Annotated in this window: 9 protein-coding genes; 6 read left to right on the top strand and 3 right to left on the bottom strand. The window is 45.1% G+C overall.

Features of this window, described 5'->3' with window-relative positions; translation table 11 throughout:
• Nucleotides 1-34: 34 nt before the first annotated feature.
• Both BEL04_RS05605 and BEL04_RS05600 read left to right on the top strand, forming a co-directional pair.
• On the top strand, nt 35-2,512 hold the full coding sequence (locus tag BEL04_RS05605) for a bifunctional UDP-N-acetylmuramoyl-tripeptide:D-alanyl-D-alanine ligase/alanine racemase (protein WP_254659530.1): 2,478 nt from the start codon (nt 35-37) through the stop codon (nt 2,510-2,512).
• A 15-nt stretch (nt 2,513-2,527) separates the two neighbouring features.
• Complete coding sequence (locus tag BEL04_RS05600) at nt 2,528-3,124, top strand: DUF502 domain-containing protein (protein ID WP_066001091.1); 597 nt, start codon at nt 2,528-2,530, stop codon at nt 3,122-3,124.
• 16 nt (nt 3,125-3,140) lie between these two features.
• On the opposite strand, the gene BEL04_RS05595 is transcribed toward BEL04_RS05600, so the two are convergent.
• Together BEL04_RS05595 and BEL04_RS05590 are read right to left on the bottom strand one after the other, a co-directional pair.
• Nucleotides 3,141-4,103 carry an EamA family transporter gene (locus BEL04_RS05595; RefSeq protein ID WP_066001090.1) on the bottom strand — a complete coding sequence of 321 codons (963 nt, stop codon included), beginning with the start codon at nt 4,101-4,103 and terminating at the stop codon, nt 3,141-3,143.
• 129 nt (nt 4,104-4,232) lie between these two features.
• Complete coding sequence (locus tag BEL04_RS05590) at nt 4,233-4,541, bottom strand: RNA-binding protein (protein WP_066001089.1); 309 nt, start codon at nt 4,539-4,541, stop codon at nt 4,233-4,235.
• A gap of 133 nt (nt 4,542-4,674) precedes the next feature.
• On the opposite strand from BEL04_RS05590, the gene BEL04_RS05585 reads away from it, so the two are divergent.
• A complete protein-coding gene (locus tag BEL04_RS05585) occupies nt 4,675-5,730 on the top strand; it encodes a nucleoid-associated protein (protein ID WP_066001088.1) in 1,056 nt (351 codons plus the stop codon).
• Nucleotides 5,731-5,772: 42 nt separating this feature from the next.
• Here the strand turns inward: BEL04_RS05585 and BEL04_RS05580 are convergent, their stop codons facing one another.
• On the bottom strand, nt 5,773-7,902 hold the full coding sequence (locus BEL04_RS05580) for a 7TM diverse intracellular signaling domain-containing protein (RefSeq protein ID WP_066001087.1): 2,130 nt from the start codon (nt 7,900-7,902) through the stop codon (nt 5,773-5,775).
• 143 nt (nt 7,903-8,045) lie between these two features.
• Here BEL04_RS05580 and BEL04_RS05575 point away from each other — a divergent pair, with 143 nt between their 5' ends.
• From BEL04_RS05575 to BEL04_RS05565, 3 genes are all read left to right on the top strand, one after another.
• Entirely contained in the window at nt 8,046-8,498 is a 453-nt protein-coding gene (locus BEL04_RS05575; RefSeq protein WP_066001084.1) for a response regulator, read from the top strand.
• Nucleotides 8,499-8,612: 114 nt separating this feature from the next.
• On the top strand, nt 8,613-12,929 hold the full coding sequence (locus tag BEL04_RS05570) for a PKD domain-containing protein (RefSeq protein ID WP_139112925.1): 4,317 nt from the start codon (nt 8,613-8,615) through the stop codon (nt 12,927-12,929).
• A 53-nt stretch (nt 12,930-12,982) separates the two neighbouring features.
• Nucleotides 12,983-16,513 carry a PKD domain-containing protein gene (locus tag BEL04_RS05565; RefSeq protein WP_066001079.1) on the top strand — a complete coding sequence of 1,177 codons (3,531 nt, stop codon included), beginning with the start codon at nt 12,983-12,985 and terminating at the stop codon, nt 16,511-16,513.
• Nucleotides 16,514-16,675 lie beyond the last annotated feature (162 nt).

Genomic DNA, 16,675 nt, shown 5'->3' with positions numbered 1-16,675 from the left:
AATTCGCTAAAATTCTTGTATTGATATAAATATCTTGAAATTAGAGCCCATGTTGAGCAACCAATATCCTATCACGCAAATACAACAGATTATCGGAGCTAAAGGCATTATTGCGCATGAAACGAGCATCGGCATCCTGCTTACCGATAGTCGTAAGATCGGCAGCCCGGGCATTTCGCTGTTTTTTGCATTAAAAGACAGGAGGGATGGTCATGAGTTTATCCCGGAGGTTTATAAAGCCGGCGTACGCAACTTTGTGGTCAGTACAATACCTGACGGTGACATGGCTGAGGCCAATTTCCTGCTGGTTGACGATGTACTGAAAGCTTTACAAACCCTGGCCGCGTATCAACGTTCGCGTTTTAATTATGATGTGATAGGTGTTACGGGTAGTAATGGTAAAACCATTGTAAAAGAATGGCTATACCAGCTGATGTACCACGATCAGAAAATTGTGCGTAATCCTAAAAGCTTTAACTCGCAGTTGGGGGTGGCTCTTTCGTTATGGCAGATGAATGATATGCATACGCTTGGCATATTTGAGGCGGGTATATCCACCACTGGCGAAATGGAACGGTTGGAAGTGATGATCAAACCCACGATAGGCGTGTTAACCCACATGGGTGCAGCACATAACGAAGGTTTCAGCAGTGCCGAACAAAAGTTGGAGGAAAAACTTAAACTATTTGCTCATTGCGACCTGGTTGTTTATAAATATGATACGCTTGTAGGTTATAAAGGCGATAAACCGGGTAAAAAGCACTTCACCTGGAGCCAGGATAAGGCGGAGGCCGACCTGCACGTTTTCAGCGAAACCATTATCGCCAATAAGTTCTATCTGCGGGCACGCTACCAGGAAAAGGAGATTGAATGCCTGGTACCTTTTGTAGATGAAGCTTCGGTAGAGAATGCCATCACCTGCTGGGCTACGCTGCTGGCATTGGGTTATGAGCCGGAACTGATTGACGACCGGATGGAGCACCTGGCGCCGGTAAGTATGCGTATGGAGCTTAAAGACGGGATTAACAATTGTTCGGTTATCGACGATTCGTATAACTCAGATATCCAATCGCTCGAGATCGCGCTGAATTTTTTAAACCAGCAAAACCAGCACCCGACACGAACGCTGATACTTTCGGATATATTTCAATCGGGCCTGGAGCCGGGTGTACTGTACGGCCAGGTTGCTGCTTTACTTACCGAAAAAAAGATCGACAAGTTTATCGGCGTGGGCAAAGCGATTTCGGAGCGCCAGGATATTTTTAAAGTGCCTGAGAAGCATTTTTTTACCGATACTGAAAGTTTGCTCGTCAAATTACCTGATCTGGAATTGGACGACGAGACCATCCTGATCAAAGGTTCGCGCAGCTTTGAGTTTGAACGGGTAAGCCGGGCGCTGGTTAAGAAAGCGCACGAAACGGTACTGGAGATCAACCTTAACGCGCTGCAGAATAATCTCAGTTATTACCGCTCCAAACTGGCCCCGGGAGTAAAGATCATGGCCATGGTGAAAGCATTTTCATATGGCAGCGGCAGTTTTGAGGTTGCGAACCTGTTGCAGTTTAACAAGGTGGATTATCTTGCAGTAGCTTATGTAGACGAAGGCGTGGCCCTGCGCAACGCAGGCATTACATTGCCTGTAGTGGTACTTAATCCCGAAGTATCGGCTTTTGACAAACTTGTGGAGTTTAAGCTCGAACCGGAGATATACAGTTTTACGCTGTTCGATGAGTTTGTGAAGTTCGCGCAGGCTAAAAAAGTGCTGAACTATCCTATTCATATCAAAATAGATACAGGGATGCACCGTTTAGGTTTTGAGGGTTTTGAGATAGAAACGCTTTGCGATTTAATAGAAGATAACCGATATGTTCATATTCAGTCGGTATTTTCGCACCTGGTAGCGAGCGATGCCGAAATACACGATGCTTTCACCCTAAAACAGCTTAACCGCTTCGAAAAAGCTTACCGGCAGATAGAAGCGGCGGTAGGCTATAAATTCGACAGGCATATTGCCAATACCTCGGCCATCACACGGTGGCCGGTGGCGCAATTGGATATGGTGCGGCTGGGTATCGGCCTTTACGGTATCGACAACGCTATAAAGGACGAAATTAGCCCTTTGCAGCCTGTAGCTACGTTAAAAACCAGCGTATCGCAGGTTAAAAAGGTAGCGGCCGGCGATACCATCGGCTACAACCGTAACGGCAGTTTGACGAAGGATGGTAAAATTGCCACTGTACGTATCGGCTATGCCGATGGCTATCTCCGGGCATTTGGCAACGGTGTTGGCCGAATGCTTGTAAAGGGAGTGCTGGCCCCAACTGTTGGTAATATTTCGATGGATATGACGATGATCGATGTAAGCGAGATTGAAATAAAAGAAGGGGACGAAGTGATCGTATTTAACGAAGAATACAAGATAGAGGAGTTAGCCAGGCAAATCAACACCATACCCTACGAAATACTCACCAATGTTTCACAGCGTGTAAAAAGGGTGTATTTTTACGAATAGAACACATCAAGAGCCATGAATAGAATTTTCCGTGCCCTGTTTAATTATTTTGTTAAAGGTTTGCTCATTGTGGTGCCGTTGGGCGTTGCACTTTTTTTGATCTTTTGGGCGGTATCATCTGTTGATAATGCATTGAATATCAGTAATGAAATTATTGTTGACCCGAAAACAGGCAAGCACACCTACATTCCGGGTTTGGGCATTTTACTGGTGATAGTCGTAGTGTTACTGGCGGGCGTGCTGGTAACCACTATTATTACACAACCGATCAAAAACTGGGTTAACCGCTGGATCAACCGCCTGCCTTTCTTTAATTTTTTATACTCATCTATTAAAGATCTGACAGAGGCCTTTGTGGGCGATGAGAAGAAATTCAACGAAGCCGTGATTGTCGATGTAAATGAGTTCGGCTTAAAAAAGATTGGCTTTCTCACACAAAAGGACCTGGCAAAAATTAACCTGCCGGGCTACGTGGCTGTTTATTTTCCCTACTCGTATTCCTTTGCCGGGCAAGTAGTTATCGTATCTTCAGATAAAGTAAAGCCTATCGACAAAACCGGCGCCGATATGATGAAATTCGTCATATCGGGCGGCGTAAGCGGACTGGATTGAATACCTGCCACTTCCGTTAAACAATCTCTTCGGCTATATTTTTTGCTTTTTTGGAATACTGGTATTTTGCCAGGTTGATCAGGAGCACACTGCCCAAAATGATGATCAGCCCGATAATCTGCAGCAGCGAGATATTCTCGTGCCCGAAAAATACACCCAGCATCACCGCGATAACCGGGTTGACATAGGCATAGGTGCTTACCTGCGTTGCCGGCCTTACCTGCAGCAGCCACACATACGCGCTGAAAGCCGCCAGTGATCCAAACACAATAAGATACCCTATGGCCAACCAGGCTTTAGTTGGGATAATCTGCCAGTTAATGTGCTGTACTTCGCCGTGGATCAAACTGGCTATGCTAAACAATATACCTGCCGCCAGCATCTGCCAGGTAGAATTTACCATACCCGAAACACCCGTAGCCTTGTACTTGGCATACAGCGAGCCGCCCGACCAGGCTGTTGAGCCCAATACCAGTACAACCATGCCCCAAATGTCGGTTTGCACTCCGGGTACGTTAAATGCCTTCAATATCTGTTCACCGAATAGCAGGATTACCCCGGCAAAACCGATCAACAAACCTATAATGGTCGATTTGCTTCTTAAATTATCGCCCCATTTCGGGTAATCAAGCAATACAAACCAAATCGGTGCCGCCGAAACCAGGATGGCGACCATAGCGCTTGGCAGGGTCTGCTCGCTCCATATAACGGTGCCCATAGCCACAAACAGCAATAATGTGCCGCTTACCGAGGCATGAAAGATGTTTTTTAATACAAACGGCTTTTCGCCTTTGGCAATGCACCAGATCAATGATAGCGTGCCGGCGCATATAAAGCGTATGGCGCCTAACAGCATTGGCGGGAAGCCGGTCAGGGCAACGCGTAAAAAGAAATAGGTTGAACCCCAAACAATGTATACAGTAGCAAAAGCGATGATCACCATCAGCGGCGATGCTGTTTTAGAAGATACAGGTTGCATAAAAATTAAGATGTCAATAAGGCGCCCGCCTTACAGGTTAAAACAAAAATATCAGAAAATTAACAGATGTCTATCGCCGAGGAATCAATGCCAAGCGATAAGCGGAAAAGGGATAAACCGGGAAAAAGATCAGGCTTTTTTATAACCGCCTCCGCTATTGTTGCGGTTAAAGCCTCCGGGCTTTCGGGCAGGAGCGGGGCGTTCTTCGGCTTCCTTCACAACAATATTGCGGCCATAGATCTCGGCGGCGTTCAGGTCGTCAATTGCTTTTAATGCCGATTCGCGATCGGGCATTTCGGCAAAGCCAAAACCTTTGCTTTTACCGGTCTCACGGTCGATAATAATTTTCAACGATGTCAATTCACCATAGTCTTCAAAGAGTTCTCTTAACTCCGACTCCTGAATCTTATACGGTAAATTTCCAATAAAAATATTCATACAATAAGGTTGCTTATTTCAAAAATAGCTAATTAAAAGATTATTAGCTCAAATTATTTTCAAATTTTCATAATAATTATTAAATTAATTTTAACGATAGGTAATTTGTTTATTTGCATTATATAAAAATTACATGATCGCAGCCTTTGAAGCCAACCTGAATCAGGTGTCTGTACACCGTGTCGGTAACAAGTTATTGGATGAATTTTATGTCCTTTCTGATGCGCCGCTTCGGTTAAAAGACGAGTTGTTAAATAAATTGCTGATGCAGTATTTTTTAACACCATTCGAAAAAGTGAACGAGGTTTACCGCTTTATGCACTCGAGCGATGACCTTAACCTTAACGAAGTATTTCACTTTTGCGACGAGGTTTTTGCCGACGAAGCCAACTTTCACAACGTAAGTCAGCAACTCACCAGGTACCTGTTTGATAATACCAATCACCCTAAAATAAAGCCGGGCGAACTGTACGTTGCCCTGTTTAAAAACATTCAATTGGAGGGTGAATTGCTGGATGCCGTGGGGATATTTAAATCAGAAACAAAAGAAACCTATCTTAAGGTTTACCCCGATACAGGCGGTTTTAATTTGGAGTACGATCAGGACGGTGTCAATATCCATAAACTGGATAAAGGCTGTTTGATATTCAACACCGAAAAGGAGGAAGGCTATAAGGTTTTGGTGATCGACCAAACCAACCGTAATAACGAAGCGGTTTACTGGAAAGATGATTTTTTAAAAGTAAAGATCCGCAACGACAGCTTTAACCAGACCAGCAACACACTAAGCATTTATAAAAATTTTGTTGCCGAAAAGCTCGATGATGAGTTTGAACTCACCAAGGCCGATAAGATCGACCTGCTCAACCGGTCGATGAAATATTTTAAAGAGAAAGAAACCTTTGACCTCGATGAGTTTGGCGATGAGGTTTTGGGAAATGAAAAGGCCATCGAATCCTTTAAAAGCTATAAATCGCAATACGAACAGGATCACGAAACCGAAATAGCGTCCACATTCGATATCTCGAACGCCGCAGTTAAAAAGCAAAGCCGGGTTTATAAAAGCGTCCTCAAACTCGACAGGAACTTTCATATCTACATCCATGGTAATAAAGAGCTGATCGAAAAAGGTTTCGACGACGACAGGGCAATGAATTACTACAAAGTTTATTTTAAGGAGGAAGCCTGATAAGGCTGAAAGCTCAACTTAGTATTGGTAATTGTTTTAAGCTTAAGAAAGCGTTTTCGGCAGCATAATTACGATCGTGGTACCCTTGCCCGGCTGCGATTTAACATCAATAGCTCCGTGGTGCTTTTCGATAATACCGAATACGATGGACAGGCCGAGCCCGGTGCCCTCGCCCACATCTTTGGTTGTAAAAAACGGGTCGAACATCTTTTGCCGCGTAGTTTCGTCCATACCTATGCCGGTGTCGGTGATCTCGATCGAAATGTTTTCCGGATAATCACGCGTAACGATCAGGATGCTCTCCTTGCCGTGTTCTTTCTTTTCGGTAATGGCCTGTATGCTATTCTGAATCAGGTTCATAAAAACCTGGTTCAGCTTGCCCGGATAGCAATTAATAGGTTCGAGCTTATCAAAAACCGGCGTTATTTCGATATAATAAGGGATAGTATTGCGCAGCAGCACCAGTGTGCTTAAAATACTCTTATTAATATCGGCGAGTTTAAGCTCAACTTCGTCGGTACGGCTAAAGGTGCGCAGGCTCTGTATGATTTCGGCCGTGCGCGATGCTCCTTCCTCGATGCCGTCTAACAGATCGCCTATTTCGGTGCGAATAAAGTCCAGATCGATGCTCTGCCTCAAATCGGTAGCCGGTTTAAATACATCTTTGTTGCCTGGTTCTTTTTCTATCGTTTCGTACAGATCAAGTAATTGAAAAATGTCATTAAAATCAAGTTTCAGCGGCCTTACATTCGATTTTACAAAATTGATCGGGTTATTTATTTCGTGAGCAATGCCCGCGGTTAATTGCCCCAGCGAGGCCATTTTTTCGGTTTCGATCAGCTGTGCCTGGGCATCGCGCAGGTTTTTAACAAGGCTGGTGAGGTTCTTATTACTTTCCAGTAACTCTTTTGTCCTGCCGAGCACTTTGTTTTCGAGCATAATATTTTGTTCGGTAATGAGGCGCTCGTTCTCGCGGGCTATCTTAAGCGCTAAAAACTGCGATTGATTGGTTTGATCGCGGTAAAAATTGATCTTATCTGCCAATGCCAGCGAAAACATCACGATCTCGATAACCGAACTGTATAGTAACAGGTTGCTGGTAAAATCGTTATAGGGTATATAGCCTTTATTTCGGGCTATCGAAAACAGCACAGATATGAGGAACAAACCCCAGCCGAACATAAAAAATTTGGCAGGCCTGTAGCCTTTTGAATAAAGGATAATGCCGATGATCAGCAGCCCAATGCTCGATATGGTAGCGCAGGCCGACAATACAGAATAAGAGAGTGTGAAATTTCCTGTCAGCACCAGGACAAACGGGACTGCGAATAAAATGTAGAGCAGTAAAAAGTACTTGTAAATCCCCTTATTCTGTTCTTTAAGCTGTAAAAATTGGTTTACAAACAGGATGATGGACACCCAAAAAAGAATACGGCATACCGGCGTGAAATAGGTGTTTAAAAAGGTGTGATTAATCAGGCTGTGACCGTAACCGCGAAAAGTAGCCTGGGTAATGCCTAAAAACAAAATGTAGCTTACATAAAACAGGTAGCTTTTATCTTTTACTATAAAATACAGCAATAAGTTATAAACCAGCATAATACCCACTATCCCCATAAAGATCCCAAAAACTATATTTTTAGCTATGAAATTTTGCAGAAATGTATTGGCCCCGTGAAATTCGACAGGCAAAATATCGGGTACTTTGCTTTCAATGCGCAGATAAATAGTACGGGTAGAATCGGGCAGGATGGAACATTGGATCACGTTGATGGCAGGTAACAGATTATCATCTGTTTTAGGCGCTTCGGCGTCGATATGCACAACCTTATTGATATTGGCGTTTACAGAATATAAATCAAAGTCATCGATACCGCTGGAGCTGATACTGACAGGGATAAAAGGCTCATTGGTTTTGTTTTGTAATATCAGCTTTAGCCAGATGACAGAGTTTGAAAGCCTGAGGCGGGGGAGCGATGTTGGGCAATCGGTAAAAATACCCCGGTTTATAACATTGTTGATACTTAGCCTGCCACCCGGATCTTCTAATTGCGTAAAATATTTTTTATTAATTAATTTGGTGTCACTTTCGTGGATGATCAGCGTATCAGCCCCGGCGAATGAAATAATGCTTTTTATCAATAATAAAAACAAAAAGAGGTATTTTTTCATTATTTATGCCAATGGGATTAAGGAAAATAATTTTAGCTATAAATGTGCGCAGAAATTTAAACATTTGGCCTAAGTTTCGTTAAAATTCATTCTAAAAGCTGATACCCCGGATTTTATAGCCGAATACACTAATAGATATTTACATGACGCAGTTTGGAGTATTATATGTTGATGATGAAATTCATAATCTGAATAGTTTTAAAGCTGCGTTCAGGCGCGATTTTAATATTTACGTTGCCCAGTCGGCACGTGAGGGCCGTAAGGTTTTAGATCAGAATGAGATTGCCGTTATCGTCACCGATCAACGTATGCCCGGTATGACAGGAATTGAGTTCCTCGAGTCGATCATCCCCGTTTACCCCGATACCATCCGTATTTTACTTACGGGTTTTTCTGATATCAACGCGGTAATGGATGCCATTAACCGGGGGCAGGTTTATAAGTACCTGGTAAAGCCCTGGGCCGATGAGGAACTGAAAATGTACATCCAAAACGCGATGGAGATCTACAACCTGCGCCGCGAAAACCGCGACCTGGCCCAGAAACTCGAACAGGCTAATAAACAGCTGGAAGCGCTGACCAAGGGGATGACCTGATCGCCGGCAGAAATTTTATAATCTTAGGCTTAATTTATTTTTTATCTGTACTTTAGTCGGATTAAACTATTTACAGTCTTAACAGTCTGACGATAGCATCCTGACTAATTAAACTTGAAACGATTACTTAAGGCTGCGTTCGCGTGTGCCCTTTCTTTATTGTTTGCCATCAGCGTGTTCGCGCAATCCGGTTCGTCAAATATCGGCACCGAGTTCTGGACAGGCTATATGGATCATATTAATGCGGCCGGCCCCAGTGGTTCGCAAATGATCCTTTATATCGCTTCCGACGTGTCCACATCGGGCACGGTTGCCATTACCGATAACAGTTTCTCTGCCATTAATTTTACCGTTACACCAGGCGTAGTTACACAGGTTAGTATACCTGCAGCCGCCTTTTTAGGTAATACTAACGGCACGCAAAGCAAGGGTATCCATATCACCAGTAAAAACCCGATTGCAGTATATGCGCATATTTACGCCAGTTCGGTTTCGGGCGCCACACTTTTGCTGCCGGTAAATACCATGGCCAACGATTATTATTCCATCAACTATACCCAGTTGAGCAACGCTACTCCATCGTATTCGTTATTTATGGTTATTGCTACCGAAGATTATACAACGGTACAGATCACGCCATCGGCTGCGTTAATTAATGGTGCAGTAGCCGGTACGCCATTTACCGTTACTTTAAATAAAGGTCAGGTTTATCAGGGTATTTCCAATACAGATCTTACCGGTACACGCATCCAGTCGATAAGCAATGGCGGCAGTGGCTGTAAAAAAATTGCGGTTTTTTCGGGAAGTAACAAGATATACATAGGTAAACCTAACACCAGTTCGGATAATCTTTTCGACCAGGTTTATCCCACGGCATCATGGGGTAAAAACTATATTACGGTACCGTTAAAATCGCGCAATTACGATGTTTACCGCATTATACTGAGCGACCCTGCGACAACCGTTATGCTCAACGGATCGACCGTGCCCATCAGCAGTTTTACCAACAGTCTTTATTACGAATTTAAGAGCCAGAGTACCAATGTTATAACGGCAAGTAAGCCTGTCCAGGTTGTGCAATATGCGGTAACCCAGGGTAATGGCATCAATAACACCACGATAGCCAATGATATCGGCGACCCGGAGATGATCTACCTCAACCCGCTTGAGCAGAATATTGACCATGTTACCCTTTATAGCACCGATAAGTTTAAAATATTGAACGGTTTTATCAATGTGGTAATACCTACGGCTGCCGTATCTTCATTCACACTCGACGGCTCGCTGCAAGCCAGCTTGTTTACGGCGGTGCCTGGTAATACGGCTTATTCGTATGCGCAGTTAACGGTTTCGGTACCTAATACCCATACCATAGCAGCTAATCAGGGTTTTAATGCCATAGCCTACGGTTTTGGCAGCGCCGAGTCGTACGGTTATGCGGCAGGTACCAATGTGAAGAACCTGAATGAATACATCCAGTACGCCGACCCTAACAGCAGTGCAACCTATACTGCGAGCTGTACAGGTACAGCCTTCGAACCGCAGGTTGTTATTCCGTATGTTACAACCAGCATCACCTGGGATCTGGGTAATGGCACATCACCCGTAACGCAACTTGCGCCTGCCTACAAAAGTACATTTAATAAAAATGGTACACAGTTATATGTATATGGCTACGGGCAAAGTGTGGCCTATAACACTGCAGGAACTTACCCGGTAAAGGTAACTGTTGTCGACCCGATTACTACCGTCTGCGGATCGAACGAAGAGATCGACCTGAATTATGTGGTGAGCGATCCTCCCCAAACTAAATTTGCCTCGCGCGATTCGATCTGCCTTAATGATACCATCGGTTTTAAGGACCAGACCAACGGGCTGGGTAATGTACTAAAAAGCTGGCACTGGGATTTTGGCAACGGCGATACCTCTGCCGTGCAAAGCCCGGTATACAAGTATCTGCAAGCAGGTGATTATACGGTGACGTTAGCGGTAACGAGCTCATCGGGTTGCATAAACGTCGGGACGAAAAAAGTGCATGTACGGGCACTGCCTGCAGCAGCATTTACCTATTCATCGCCCGATTGTGAAACCCAGGCTATTACTTTTACTGATGCGTCGGCGAGTACCGAAGGCAGTATAAACCAATGGATATGGGATTATGGCGATGGTTCGGCCATTGATACAAAAACGACTAACATCCCGTTCCAGCATACGTTTGCTAAGGCCGGGACTTATACCGTCAAGCTCCAGGTATCGACCAACAAAAGTTGTGCAAGCAGCACAATAAGTCATGCGGTAACGGTACATGCCAAACCGGTTATTGATTTTGCTTTGCCCGATGTTTGCCTGGTTAATGCAATCGCACAATTTACCGACAAAACCACCACTACCGATACGAGCAAAATTCCATTGAAATACCTGTGGGATTTCGGTGATGCAAACGCAACAACTGTAAATCCTAATAATTCGTTTCTAAAAAATCCTACGCACCAATTTACCAAGGCAGGCACTTACCACATCAGCCTTACAGTTAAATCGAAGGATACCTGCATCGTTTCGGCAACTAAGGATTTTACGGTTAGCGGGCAGGCTAATTTTACAGCACAAGCCTCGGCCTGCCCCGGCGATACCGTTTTGTTTACCGATAAAACCGATGGCACAAACACTGTGGTATCATCATGGCACTGGGATTTTGGCAATGGCGATACTTCGGCTGTGCAAAGCCCCAAATATGCTTATGCCGTTGCCGGGGATTATACAGTGAAATTGACGGTTACCGGGCATAGTGGCTGCTCGATAACTAATTTTAGCCAGGCTATACACATCAATAAAAAGCCGGTTGCCGATTTTTCTTACTCAACGCCTACATGCGATAGCCAAAGTGTTACGTTCACCGATAAGTCGACTGCTGCCGAAGGTACGATAACATCCTGGCTGTGGGATTTTGGCGATGGCTCCGTAACATCAACGCTTCAAAACCCTGCGCATACTTTCAGCCCGTATAAAACCTATGTGGTCACATTGATCGTTACCACCAACCTGGGTTGCAGCAGTACGTCGGTTAGTAAGCAGGTTATCATAAACCAGCTACCGGTAGCCGATTTTGTAATACCCGATGTTTGTGCCAATGATGGCGTAGCTATTTTTACCGCCATTCCGGACAATAACGGTTTAGTATACACCTGGGATTTTGGCGATGCCAAAGCTACCGCTGCAAACCCTAACACTGCTACGGGGTTAACGGTAACCCATTCGTACCCGGGCATCGGCACTTATAATGCTAAACTGACCGTTACCACTAAAGATGGCTGCTCAAAGGATACGATCAAGCAGTTTAAGGTGAACGGCTCATCGCCCAAAGCTGATTTTACCGTGCTGAACAGCTCGACCCTGTGCAGCAGCCGCGAGGTGTTTTTCGTAGATAATGCTACTGTACCGGGTTTTGGTAATGGCGATGTAACAAGCGTGGATATGTATTACGATTTCGCCAACAACCCCACTGTAAAAACGCATTATGAACGACCGGCTGTAGGTCAGCTTTTCAGGCATACATACCCGGTTAATAATACAACCACCAGTAAGAAATATGTAGTGCATATGGTGGCATACTCAGGCGTATATCCAACCACAACCTGCATAGCTACGCTCGATCAGACAATAACCCTGCTGCCGGTTCCGGTAGTTACTTTTAAGCCCGATTCGCAGGTGTGCATTAACGGTAACCCGATACAGCTTTCGGCGGCGGTGAGTATCCAAAACGGGCCCACAGGTACACCGGTGTTTGCTATAGATGGTGTAACTTCGTCGACAGGTATATTTAACCCGGCTACGGTGGGGCTGGGTAAGCATGTGGTGCAATGTATCTATACCTCGGCAAATACCTGTGCCGATACCCTGAGTCAAAACATAACCGTCGAGCCCGCAGCAACAGTAAGCACCGTTTATGATGTGTTGATCCTGTCGGGCGGGCAGGCTAAACTGCAAGCTACCGCAAGTGGGAGCAATCTAAGTTATTTGTGGACACCGGCAACCGGCTTGAGCAATAACAAGATATTAAACCCGGTAGCTTCACCATCGGTTGATACCAAATATACACTTACTGTAACCTCAACCACTAATGGCACCGCATGCCCGGTAACCGACTCTGTTTTGGTGAAGGTGCTGCTTGCACCGGTTGTGCCCAACGCTTTTACACCCAATGGCGATGGCGTGAACGATACCTGGAATATCCAGTATCTCGACTCGTATCCGGGTTGTACTATTGATGTATTTAACCGTAATGGCGAAAAAGTTTTTTCTTCAACCGGTTATCCAACCCCCTGGGATGGCACCTACAACGGCGTGATGCTGCCAGTCGGTGCTTATTATTACATCATCGACCCTAAACACGGACGCAGTAAAATATCCGGTGTAGTAACAATTATCAGATAACAACGTTCTTATTGCCAGATGCACGCTTATATTAGCAGGCACATTTACCGGAGGTGAAAAATATTTGTAAAACTCTACTTTTTTTTACTGTTACCTGCCTGTTCACTCTGAAAGGATATGCCCAGGTCAATACATCTAACAAAGGCACCGACTTTTGGCTGGGATACATGCAGAATATCCGCGGCGTTATTATTGCTAATAATACCATCGCCCAAATGGATGTTTACATTACATCGGATGTAAGCACTACCGGCACCATCAGTTTTTTTGATGGAACTTCTTCTATAAACTTTACAGTTACAGCAAACCAGGTTACACCCGTGGTTATACCACAGGCAGAATTTTTAAGCAGCGCAGGTACATTCTCCAAAGGTATCCATATTACATCGGTACTGCCTATCGTGGTTTTTGCACATATCCACGCGGCAGCTGTTTCGGGTGCAACGCTGGTATTGCCCATCAATACCCTGGGTAAAGACTACTATTCGTTAAATTACACCCAGGTGTCCAATGAATCACCGTCTTATTCGGCATTCGTTATTGTAGCTACCGAGGATAGTACAGTAGTACAGGTCACTCCCAAGGCAGCTTTGACTACAGGCCAGGCGGCGAATACACCTTTTACACTGAATTTAAAAAAGGGGCAAGTATTCCAGGGTCTCTCGGCCACAGATCTTACAGGTACGCGTATCCAATCTATTAGCAGCAACGGGAACAGTTGTAAAAAAATTGCCGTGTTTTCAGGCAGCACCAAGATCATGATCGGTTGTTTTAGCAATGTTCAGTCTAATAATACCGCCGATAACCTTTTCCAGCAGGTTTATCCTACAGCATCATGGGGTAAAAATTACTACACCTCGCCTTTAAAGAACCGCGATTACGATATCTATCGTATCGCCCTGAGCGATCCCACGACCAATGTTACACTGAACGGCGCTCCAATCTCATCCTCGCAATTTGTAAACGGGTTTTATTATGAGTTTAGCAGCACTACGCCCAATATTATCCAGGCGGATAAACCCATACAGGTTATCCAGTATGCGGTTACCCAGGGCAAGATGCAAAATTCATGTAATTATGATAGCAATGATATTGGCGATCCTGAAATGATCTTCATGACGCCCATCGAGCAGACCATTAAACAGGCTACGCTTTACTCGACACCCAAAGAGAATATCCTGGCGCATTATATCAATGTTATTATCAAAACGGCCGATGCCCCTTCCTTCGTAATCGACGGTGTGAACCAGGGCGCAGGTTTTACGCCCTTTACAGGCGATCCGACATACTCGTACGGGCGGTTTACTGTTAATGCCGGCACGCATAACATATCGGCTTCGGGTGGGTTTAATGCCATTGCCTACGGCTTCGGTCAGTTCGAATCGTACGGATATGCAGCGGGCGCTAATCTGCAGGATCTGAACGAATACGTTCAGTATTCCAATCCAGTTACACACCAGGTGGTAACCAGCGGCTGCACAGCCCAGAACTTTACCGCCAATGTTACCTTACCATTTCAAACAACAAAACTTACCTGGAATCTCAATAACGGCTCACCGGCTTATACCGACCCGGGCCCGGCGCCTGTGCAGATCACCACCAAAGGCACACAGACACTTTATACCTACCAATATCCAACACCGGTGAGTTACCCCATAGCCGGTAGCTACGCTATCAAGGTGGTTGCTTTTAACCCTGTGGCCGATGCCTGTGGATCGGATGAAGAGGTGGATATGAGTTTTGATATTATCGATCCGCCAGGCGCTAAATTTTCATCACGGACAGATATCTGTTTTGCCGATACCATCCAGTTTCACGATCAAACCGATGGTAAGGGTAAAGCCATAGCAGCCTGGCATTGGGATTTTGGCGATGGCGACACATCGGCTGTACAAAACCCGGTACATACTTATTTGTCATCCGGCAATTTTACGGTAACGCTTGTTGCGACAGGAGTTACGGGTTGTATCGGTACGCCGTATCAACAAACCGTACATGTAGAACCAGCGCCTGTAGCAGCTTTCAGCGTATCGCAACCCGATTGCGAAACCCATACGGTTACCTTTACCGATCAGTCCACATCGGCCGAAAGGCCCATCACCCAATGGGTATACGATTTTGGCGATGGCAGCGCGCTGCAAACACAAACCAATAATTCGCCTTTTACCCATATCTACACCCAGGCGGGCAGTTATACAGCCAAATTGTATAACATTACCGACAGGGGCTGCTCAGGTAATACAGCTACCAAAACCATTGTGGTAAACCCGTTGCCTGTTGTTAAGCCGGTTTTGCCCGATATCTGTATTACCGACGGAACCGCCCAGTTTACCGATAGCAGTACTATTGCGGATAACAGCGAGGCTCGGTTTACTTATTTGTGGAACTTTGGCGATGCTAATGCCTCGGCGGGTAATCCTAATACTTCTACAGCAAAAAGCCCTTCGCACCAGTACAGTGCTACCGGTAATTACAATATGAGCCTGACTGTAACATCAAAAGATGGCTGCAGTGTGAAAAAGGATACCGTATTTACCGTTAATGGCGCTAACCCCAGGGCAGTATTAACGGTCGTTAACCCATCGCAACTGTGCAGCGATCACGAAGTATTTTTTATCAATAATTCGACAGTTGATTTTGGTTCGGTAACCAAACTGGAGGTATATTATGATGCCAGCGATCCAACGTCACTGGTCACCTACAGCCGCCCGACTTTCGGACAGATGCTTCGCCACAAATATCCTGCATTTTATACCGGCAGTAAGAGTTATACCGTGCATATGATCGCCTATTCGGGCACGAAATGCTCGAACCCTGTTGATGTAAATATTACATTATTACCTGTACCGTTGTTGTCGTTCCCGGCAATGGCGCCGGTGTGTGTTAACGCATCACCTGTTCAGTTGGTGGCTACCGAAACACAGGGTCCTCCGGGGCCGGCCGGTGTATTCTCGGGTGCGGGTGTTAGCGGTACAACCTTCGATCCGGCAGCAGCAGGTGTAGGTACGCACACTATAACATATATTTTTACACCCAATAACCAGTGTGCCGATACAGTAACCCAAACCATCACGGTAAACCCGATACCGGTGGTAACCGTTGGACCCGATACATCGGTATTGGCCGGGCGCAGCATCCGAATCATCGCAACTGCAGTTGGCGATAGTTTAAGTTACAAGTGGACGCCATCTGCGGGGCTAAACGCCGATAATGTTTTAAACCCGGTAGCAACCCCGGCGGGCACTACCACGTATACGCTGACTGTTACGGGCAAAGGCATATGTAGTGCCTCTGCAAGTATAAAAATACGGGTCTTGCTGCCGCCAATAGTGCCAAATACATTTACGCCCAATAATGATGGGGTGAACGATACATGGAACATCAAAAACCTGAGCGACTACACCAACTGTACCGTACAGGTATATAACCGCAACGGCAGTTTACTATTTTCGTCAATAGGGTATGGCACACCGTGGGATGGTAAATACAATGGCGTGCCATTGCCGATAGGAACGTATTATTATGTGATAGATCCGAAACACGGGCGTGAGGTACTTTCGGGATATATTACTATTTTGCGGTAGGATTTAAGTTTGTTCGCAAAGCAACGATAGAAAATTTATATTCGTAAATAATTACATACTGAAAGTTAACTGAATTCGTTATTGCAGAGTCGGTTTATATAAAACGTTGCTGTTTTAGACAAACATAACTGCCGCCGGGGGGATCGTTATAATTATAAGCTA

Source organism: Mucilaginibacter sp. PPCGB 2223, from assembly GCF_001705515.1.
Classification (GTDB): domain Bacteria; phylum Bacteroidota; class Bacteroidia; order Sphingobacteriales; family Sphingobacteriaceae; genus Mucilaginibacter.
This window is presented reverse-complemented; position numbering and strand designations above follow the sequence as displayed.

Excerpts from the sequence above, each read along its gene's own strand:
- BEL04_RS05580 (WP_066001087.1), bottom strand. The coding sequence starts at position 7,902 with ATGAAAAAATACCTCTTTTTGTTTTTATTATTGATAAAAAGCATTATT.
- BEL04_RS05595 (WP_066001090.1), bottom strand. The coding sequence starts at position 4,103 with ATGCAACCTGTATCTTCTAAAACAGCATCGCCGCTGATGGTGATCATC.
- BEL04_RS05590 (WP_066001089.1), bottom strand. The coding sequence starts at position 4,541 with ATGAATATTTTTATTGGAAATTTACCGTATAAGATTCAGGAGTCGGAG.
- BEL04_RS05585 (WP_066001088.1), top strand. The coding sequence starts at position 4,675 with ATGATCGCAGCCTTTGAAGCCAACCTGAATCAGGTGTCTGTACACCGT.
- BEL04_RS05600 (WP_066001091.1), top strand. The coding sequence starts at position 2,528 with ATGAATAGAATTTTCCGTGCCCTGTTTAATTATTTTGTTAAAGGTTTG.
- BEL04_RS05575 (WP_066001084.1), top strand. The coding sequence starts at position 8,046 with ATGACGCAGTTTGGAGTATTATATGTTGATGATGAAATTCATAATCTG.